This is a genomic window from Acidiphilium sp. 34-64-41 (assembly GCF_002282635.1).
Classification (GTDB): domain Bacteria; phylum Pseudomonadota; class Alphaproteobacteria; order Acetobacterales; family Acetobacteraceae; genus Acidiphilium; species Acidiphilium rubrum.
Map to the genome: position 1 here is coordinate 1 of NZ_NCJX01000101.1, position 9,546 is coordinate 9,546.

Sequence of the window (9,546 nt, forward strand, 5' to 3'; positions counted from 1 at the left end):
AGCCAGCCGGATCAATGAACTCCTACCCTGGATGATCGACCAGAAGTCCTGACGTCCTGCCCAAAACTAGGCCAACGGCCTCTGGCGGACGCTTACGGCCGACCCGGTGGGCGACGAGGCCGGTTTCTGGAACCAGCGCTTCCGCTCCATCATCGATCTGGAACGCCACCTGCATGCCAACGGCACCCGCATCGTCAAGGTCTTTCTGCACATCTCCAAGGAGGAACAGCGCAAGCGGTTTCTCGTGCGTCTCGACGATCCTGCAAAAAACTGGAAATTCAGCGAATCCGACATGACGGAGCGTGGTTTCTGGGCGCAGTATCAGGCCGCCTACGAGGCCTGCCTCGCCGCTACCAGCACAGCAAACGCACCGTGGTATGTTGTCCCCGCCGACGACAAGGATAACGCGCGGCTGATCGTGTCGCAGATCGTCCTAGACACTTTCGATGATCTGGACATGAGCTATCCCAAGGCCACCCCGGCGCATGAGGCCGAGTTGCACGCAATCCGCAAGCAACTCGCCCGATGAGGCGCTGAGATGCCACTCTCGTCTTCTGCGAACCGCCGGCATGCCGACAGCACCGGCACGCTCAGCACGCCTGGCACTCCCGAGCCGCCGATCCGCGACGAATTATTCAGCGTCGAGCGCCTTGAACAGCACGCGGAAAGCCTTGCGGCCGCCCAACGCATCGCGGCAACGCCCGAGCGTGGACAGCGGCTAGTCAAACGCCTCCACGACAATGCCGTCGTCCTCACGCAAGCCTACCACATCGTCACCAAGGCCGCCGCCGCCAGCTTGCCGATCACCCCAGCCGGCGAATGGCTGCTGGATAATTTCCACATCGTTGAAGAGCAGGTTCGCGAAATCAGGAACGATCTGCCCCCCGGTTTCTACCGCAAACTGCCCAAATTGGCCGATGGCCCGTTGCAGGGTGATCCGCGGGTGTTCGGCATAGCCTGGGCCATCGTCGCACATACCGATAGCGGTTTCGATCTGGAAAGACTGACGCGCTTCATCGTCGCGTATCAACGGGTGCAGCCCCTGACCATCGGCGAGTTATGGGCGCTCGCGATCACCCTGCGGATTACCCTGGTCGAAAACCTCCGTCGCCTGGCCGAGACGATCGCGGTGCGACAGACCGCGAGCCAACAGGCCGATACCATCGCGAGCCGGGTGCTGGGCGCCGGGGCAGACCAACCGATGTCGACTGGCGACGTCACGATCGAACTCGACCGGGAACCCTGGTCGGCGCCCTTCGCCGTGGAACTCGCGCAACGCCTGCGCAACCATGATCCCGATCATACGCCGGCCCTGCGCTGGCTGAGCGATCGCCTGGCGGCTGAGGGAACCACGATCGAGCAGATCGTGGTCAAGGAGTTCCAGACCCAGCGCGCAACCGACGTAACGGTGCGCAACATAATCACCCGCATGCGCATGGTCTCGACCATCAACTGGCCGGCGTTCTTCGAGGCCGTCAGCCCGGTCGACCAAGTGCTGCGGCGTGCGAGTGCGTTCGCCGCCATGGATTTCCCGACGCGCGACCTTTACCGCCGCGCGATCGAGGCTCTGGCCCGCCAGTCGGGCCGCACCGAGAGCGAAGTCGCCGAACGCGCCATCGCAGCCGCTTCCCTGGCGGCAACCAACCAGTCCGACCAGGATCCGATGAGCGCACGCAAATGCGATCCGGGCTACTACCTCATTGCGGCGGGCCGTGCCGGTTTTGCCCGCGCACTCGGCTGCTGCCGGCCCCTCCGCATCAGGTTCTTCGAACGCACGTCGGCCCTCGGCGTGATCAGCTATGTCGGCATGATCGGCATCGTCACGGCGATTCTGTTGGCGCTGATCCTGCTGGCGGTTCACGACGCCGGCACGGCAGGCTGGATGCTGGCCGTTCTCGCGATCATCGGCTTCGTTCCGGCATCGGACATCGCGATCGCCATCGTCAACCGGACCATCACGGAACTCATCGACGGCAAGAGACTACCCGGCCTGGAACTACGCGACGGGGTCACGGCACAGTTGCGCAGCATCATCGTCGTCCCGACGCTGCTGTGCGACGCCGCATCGATCGAACAGCAGATCGAGCGGCTCGAAGTTCATTGTCTCTCCAGCCCAGACGAGAATTTCAGCTTCGCCCTGCTGACCGATTGGCTCGACTGCCCGCGCGAGCAGGCTGATTCCGACGCAGCTCTCCTTGGAACCGCAACCAATGGCATCGCCCGTCTCAATGGCCTTTACGGTCCAGCAGCCGTGGGCCCACGCTTCACCCTGCTGCATCGCCAGCGAAGATGGAATGCCAGCGAGGGCCTTTGGATGGGATGGGAGCGCAAACGCGGCAAGTTGCATGAACTCAACCGGCTTCTGCGCGGCGCTACCGACACCAGTTTCATTGGTGCGGACGGCCACAGACCGACCCTACCAGAAGGCATCCGCTACGTCATAACGCTGGATGCCGATACCCGCTTACCGATCGGTGCGGCACGCCGCCTGGTGGGCAAGATGGCGCATCCACTAAACCTTCCCTGTCTGGACCCGGCCACCGGGACCGTGGTGGCGGGGCACGGCATGCTGCAACCCCGCGTCACGCCTTCCCTGCCGATGGGCCGCGAAGGTTCTCTTTATCAGCGCACGTTTTCCGGAACGAACGGACTCGATCCTTATGCTCTGGCGGTGTCAGATGTCTATCAGGATCTGTTCGAGGAAGGCTCGTTTTGCGGCAAGGGCATTTATGACGTCGACAGCGTCGAGGCCGCTCTCGCCGACCGGATACCGGACAATACTGTTCTCAGTCATGATATGCTCGAAGGCATTTTCGCACGCGCCGGACTGGTATCCGACATCGAGGTCGTCGAGGAATTTCCCTCCCGCTACGGCGTGGCTGCGGCACGCCAGCATCGCTGGGTCCGCGGCGACTGGCAGTTGCTGCCGTGGATCTTCGGTTTCAGCCACACCGCCGCGAAGGTCTGGCACCACGAGCCGATATCCGCGATGGGGCGCTGGAAACTGCTCGACAATTTGCGCCGCTCGCTTGCTGCCCCGGCAGCGCTGGTGGCTTTGCTGATTGCCTGGATGCAACCGCTGCCTTCAGCGCTGATCTGGACCGCATTCATACTCATTACCATTGTCCTGCCGCCGCTGCTGCCGGCAATCATCAGCCTAGCACCGCGCCGGGGTGGTGTGTCGTTTGCCAACCACCTCCGCGCGATCAGGGGCGATTTCGCCCTCGGCCTGATGCAGAGCGGCTTCCTCGTCGTGTTTCTGGCCCATCAGGCTTGGCTTATGGTTGATGCGGTCGGGGTCACCTTATTCCGGCTGTGCCTGCGCCGGCGCCATCTCCTTCAATGGGTGACGGCAGCGCAAAGCGCGAACGCCGCCGTTTACGATCGGCGTAGCCTGCTCCGCCAGATCATGGCTGGGGCGGTTGCGACGGCGATCTACATCGCCGTACTGGCGCGCCAGGCGCACCCCGAATGGGCAATCGCAGTGCCATTCTTGACGCTGTGGCTCCTCTCGCCGCTCATCGCGCGTTGGGCCAGTCGTCCGCCGTCGCAAGGTGGCGATCTAGCAATCACTGAGACCGATGCAGCCACCCTGCGTATGGTGGCGCGGCGCACCTGGCGGTATTTTGAAACCTTTATCACCGCCGCAGACCACAATCTGCCGCCCGACAATTTTCAGGAAGACCCTGAACCGGTGGTCGCGCGCCGCACCTCCCCAACCAACATCGGCCTCTACATGCTCTCGATCGTCGCCGCACATGATTTCGGGTGGCTCGGCACCCAGGATCTGATCGGGCGGCTTGAAGACCTGCTCGCCACGCTGGACCGGCTGGAACGCTTCCGCGGCCCTTTCTACAACTGGTACGATACGGGCGATCTGCGCGCACTCGAACCCAAATACGTCTCCTCGGTCGACAGCGGCAATCTCGCCGGCCATCTGCTTGCGCTGAACAATGCCTGCCATGAGATCATCGCCGGACCGGTGATCAACCCGGGCTGGATCGCCGGCCTCGTCGACACGCTGAACATGGTGCGCGACACCGCCCGGCCCGATCCTGGCGTCCACAACGCCGCCGCGCAGGCGCATGCCAGGCTGATCGACGCGATCGATCAGTTCGAGACCAGCCTGGAGCGACCACCGACCACCCCGGCCGGTATTGCGGCGCGCCTCGGAGTGATGACAACGCTGGCCTTGCCCCTGGTGCGCTGCGCGCAGGACTGGTCGCAGGCGCGCGATGGTCGGGCCGACGGCCAGATCATCTTTTGGGCAGAAACGCTGCAACGCACAGTGCTCGCCTACGCAGCCGATCTCGACCTGCTGATGCCCTGGGCGAATTTGCTCCCCCCGGCGCTCGACGATGCAGCCTCCTGTCTCACCCTGATGCCCACGCTCGCTTCATTGCCGGAGCATTGCATTCTTCTCGCCACTAAACTCAACCACGCGGCCGGCACCGCGTCGGGCAGCACCCCCGCCATTACCCAGGCCCTCGCCGCCGCGCCCTCCGCCACCCGCAACGTGGTTGCCCGTCTCGCCGCGATCGCGGCGACATCGCGGGCGATGGTCGATGCCATGGAATTCGGCTTCCTGTTCAGTCCCGACCGCCAGTTGCTCTCGATCGGCTATCGCCGCAGCGACGAAAGCCTCGATCCAAACTACTACGATCTGCTGGCTTCGGAAGCCCGACTAGCCAGTTTCGTGGCCATCGCCAAGGGTGACCTGCCGGCCAAACACTGGTTCCGCCTCGGCCGCACCCTTACGCCGATCCATAATGGCTCGGGCCTGATCTCCTGGTCGGGGTCGATGTTTGAGTATCTGATGCCGGCGCTGGTCATGCGCGCCCCGGCCGGCAGCCTGCTGGCACAGACCAACCGGCTGATCGTCTGGCGCCAGGAGCAGTACGGCGCCGAACGCGGGGTGCCCTGGGGCATGTCGGAGTCGGAATACAACATCCGCGACATCGAAAAGACCTACCAGTATTCGAGCTTCGGCATCCCCGACCTCGCCTACAAGCGCGGCCTCGGCGACAGCATCGTGATCGCATCCTACGCCAGCGGGCTGGCCGCGATGGTCGATCCCGCCGCCGCCGCCCGAAATTTCCGCCACCTCGCGGACCTTGGTGCCACCGGGGCCTACGGCTGGTACGAAGCGATCGACTATACCCCGGCGCGCCTGCCGAAAGGCAGCCACCTTGCGATCATCCGTGCCTTCATGGCGCACCATCAGGGCATGACCCTGGTCGGCATCGCCAACGCGCTGCACGGCGGGCGGATGCGCGCGCGCTTCCATGCCGAACCGATCGTCCGCGCAACCGAGTTGCTGCTCCAGGAACGGATGCCCCGCGACATCGCGGTGGCCCGCCCACCCGCCGAGCCCGCAGTCACCTCCGCCCATGCCGCCAGCCTCGCGCCATCCGCCCTGCGCCTTTACGCCGGTGCCCAGTCGCGCGTGCCGCGCACCACCCTGCTGTCGAACGGTCAGTACTCGACCATGCTCACCGCTTCCGGTTCCGGCTACAGCCGCTGGCGCGACATCGCGATCACCCGCTGGCGCGCGGATCCGACTCGTGATGACCGGGGGCTCTACGTCTTCCTGCGTGACGCCGCCACCGGCGAGACCTGGTCCGCCGGCTACCAGCCTAGCATGACCGAACCCGATGGCTACGAGGCGATCTTCGCGGAAGACCATGCCGAAATCAGCCGCGCCGATGCCCACCTGACCACGACGATGGAAATCATGGTCTCGCGGGAAGACGACGCGGAGGTCCGCCGCGTCTCGATCACCAACGACGGATCGCAGCCCCGCGACATCGAGATCACCTCCTACGCTGAAATTGTCCTGGCCAGGCAGGCCGACGACCTGGCACATCCGGCTTTCGGCGCCCTGTTCGTGCAGACCGAATTCGTCCCCGCCCTCGGGGCCATTCTGGCGACGCGCCGCCGCCGCTCGGCGGCCGACCCGCTGGTCTGGGCCGCCCACATTGCCGTGGTCGAGGGCGAGACCTCGGGGGACGTCCAGTTCGAAACCGATCGCGCGCGGTTTCTCGGTCGCGGCCAGACCATCCGTACCGCGGCCGCGATCATCGATGGCTGGCCGCTATCCAACACCGCCGGCACCACGCTCGACACGATTTTCAGCCTGCGCCGCCATGTGCGCATCCCGCGCGGCGCGACCGCGCGCATCGCCTTCTGGACCCTCGTCGCCGACTCCCGCGCAGCGGTCCTCGACCTGGTGGACAAGCATCGCGACACCATGGCGTTCGAACGCGCCAAAACCCTGGCCTGGATGCAGGCGCAGATGCAACTGCGTCACCTCGGCATCGGCGCGGACGAGGCGCATCTGTTCCAGCGTCTCGCCAACCCGATCCTCTATGCCGATCGCGCCTTCCGCCCGCCCGGCGATGCGATCGCGCGCGGCATCGGGCCGCCCTCGACACTCTGGGCCCACGCCATCTCAGGTGATCTGCCGATCGTGCTGGTCGTCATCTCCGATGAATCCGGGCTCGAACTGGTTCGACAACTGGTCCGCGCGCATGAATACTGGCGGCTCAAGCAACTTGCGGTCGACCTCGTGATCCTCAACACGCAGGCGACGTCCTACGCCCAGGACCTGCAGGCCGCTATCGACGGCCTGGTGCGGACAACGCAATCGGCACCGCCTTTGCCCGGCGGCGATTCGCGCGGCGCGATCATGGTGCTGCGCGCCGATCTGGTCGCGCCCGCCGTCCAGTCCCATCTCGTCGCCTGCGCTCGCGTGGTGCTCTACGGCAATGCCGGCCCGCTCGCGCGGCAACTCGACCGCGGTGATGATGGCGCATCCCTGCCGACCCAACCCGCCCGGCCCACGCCCCAATCGACGCGGCTCGAACCAGTGCCGGCGCGCCCGACCATGGAATTCTTCAACGGCATCGGCGGCTTCATCAACGACGGTCGCGATTATCACACCATTCTCGAAAACAACGACCGCACGCCCGCTCCCTGGCTGAACGTGATCGCCAATCCCGCCTTTGGCTTTCAGACCTCCACCGACGGCAGCGGCTTCACCTGGGCCGTGAACAGCCAGCAGAACCAGCTCACCCCCTGGTCGAACGATCCGGTCGGCGACCCGCCGGGCGAGGCGATCTATCTGCGCGACCAAGATACCGGCGCGGTCTGGACCCCGACGGCCCTGCCGATCCGCGACACCGCCGCGCCCTACACCGCAACCCACGGCCAGGGCTACAGCCGGTTCGCCCATCGCGCCCACGGCATCGGCCTCGACCTCGTGCAGTTCGTGCCGGTCGACGACCCGATCAAAATCTCGCGCCTCACCATTACCAACCACACGGACCGCGCCCGCCACCTGTCCGTCACCGCCTATGTCGAATTCGGGCTCGGACCGAACCGCACCGCCACCGCCCCGAACCTCATCACCACGATCGATCGCGACACCGGTGCCATCTTCGCGCGCAATCCCTGGCGTGAATCGCTCGGTGATGCCGTCGCCTTTCTCGACCTCAACGGCGCACAGACGGCTTCAACCTGCGATCGCAGCGAGTTCATCGGCCGCGACGGCGCGATGGATCGGCCGCGCGGGCTGGCGCCGGGTGCGGTGCTGTCGGGCCGCGCCGGCGCCGGGTTCGATCCCTGCGGCGCGCTGCAGGCCTCAGTTCACCTGGCCGCGGGTGCCACCATCGAAATCGTCGTCTTCCTCGGCCAAGCGAGCGACGCCCCCGCCGCCCAGGCACTGCTCGCCCGCTACCGCGCCACCGACCTCGATGCCGCCTTTGCCGCAGTCACCGCCCAATGGGACGACGTCTGCGGCACCGTGCAGGTCAAGACGCCCGATCGCGCGCTCGATATCATGCTCAACCGCTGGCTGCCCTATCAAATCCTATCCTGCCGGGTCTGGGCACGCAGTGCCTTCTATCAGTCCAGCGGGGCCTACGGATTTCGCGACCAGTTGCAGGACGTTATGGCCCTGTGCCTCTCCCGGCCGGACATCGCACGCGCGCATGTGCTGCGCGCCGCCGCCCGTCAGTTCCCGGAAGGTGACGTCCAGCATTGGTGGCTGGCGGAATCCGGGCGCGGCGTGCGGACCCGCGTCTCGGACGACCGCGGTTGGCTGGCCTACGTCGTCGCCCATTACGTGACCGTCACCGGCGATACCGCGGTGCTCGACACCATGATTCCTTTCATCGATGGCCCGCCCCTCGCGCCCGGCGCGCATGATGCCTTCCTCCTGCCCGAAACCAGCGCGCGGCAGGCCTCCCTGTTCGATCACTGCGCCTTGGCACTCGACCAGAGCCTCGCTCTCGGCCGCCATGACCTTCCCCTGATGGGTACCGGCGACTGGAACGACGGCATGGATCGCGTGGGTGCCGGCGGCCAGGGCGAGAGCGTCTGGCTGGGCTGGTTCCTCCACGCCGGGCTGACCGCCTTCGCCGGTCTCGCCGACCGCCGCGCCGCCGCATCGCAAGCCGCCATCTGGCGCGATCGCGCAGCCGCCCTGCGTGACGCCCTCGAACGCAACGCCTGGCATGGCGATTGGTACCGCCGCGCCTTTTTCGACGACGGCTCCCCGCTCGGCTCGGTGGTCAACAATGAATGCCGGATCGACTCGATCGCCCAGTCCTGGGCGGTCATCTCCCAGGCCGCCGCACCGGATCGCGGCGCCCGCGCGATGGCGGCGCTCGAAAAATACCTCATCCGCCGCGACGATGGCCTCGCATTGCTGTTCACCCCGCCGTTCGACACACCGGAGCACGACCCGGGCTACATCAAAGGCTACCCGCCAGGGATTCGCGAAAATGGCGGCCAGTACACCCACGGCGCCGCATGGGCGGCACTTGCATTCCTGATGCAGGGAAATGGCGACAAAGGCGGCGAACTCCTGTCAATGCTCAACCCGATCCACCACGGCGACGACGCCGCCCGGATCCACCGCTACAAGGTCGAGCCCTACGTCGTCTGCGCCGATCTCTACTCGGAACACCCGCACATCGGACGCGGCGGCTGGACCTGGTACACGGGTTCGGCAAGCTGGATGTACCGCGTCACCCTCGAATCCATGCTGGGCCTGGGCGTTCACGGCGACCAGTTGACGATCGACCCCTGCATTCCGCGCCACTGGCCCGAATTTGAGATCGTGTACCGCTACCGCTCCTCCTTCTATGAGATCAGAGTTGAGAATCCAGATTCGGTGTGCCGTGGCATCCTCACACTGATGCTGGATGGAGCAGTGGTGCCGCCGGCAGCGGGCGTACAGCTGAAGGACGACGGGCTGACCCATGTGGTTCACGTCGTGCTCGGAAAAGTGTGAGAGTCGAATGTCCGAACCCATCAGTCCCCTCGCGGGCAAACCGGTACCCCAATCTCTCCTCGTTGATATTCCAAGGTTGTCAGTTTCCCTCAAAGCATCGCGAAGACCTGAACCTTGGTGCGCTCACCCTCGAAATCGACCCAGGCTTAATACCAATCGACCTGCGCCTCATGACCCAGCGCGTAGCTCTGCGGCACGAAGGTCTCGCGCCGGATCAGCCCGATCTGGTGCTTGCGCTCGCGCACATG

General features: G+C 65.5%; 2 protein-coding genes. Both read left to right on the plus strand.

The annotated features are described in order from the left end of the window. Nucleotides 1–106: 106 nt before the first annotated feature. Nucleotides 107–529, plus strand: a complete 423-nt coding sequence (locus B7X49_RS16165) for a hypothetical protein (protein ID WP_286705102.1) — start codon at nt 107–109, stop codon at nt 527–529. A gap of 9 nt (nt 530–538) precedes the next feature. Further along, entirely contained in the window at nt 539–9,298 is an 8,760-nt protein-coding gene (locus B7X49_RS16170) for a GH36-type glycosyl hydrolase domain-containing protein (RefSeq protein ID WP_286705103.1), read from the plus strand. The last annotated feature ends 248 nt before the right edge of the window (nt 9,299–9,546 follow it).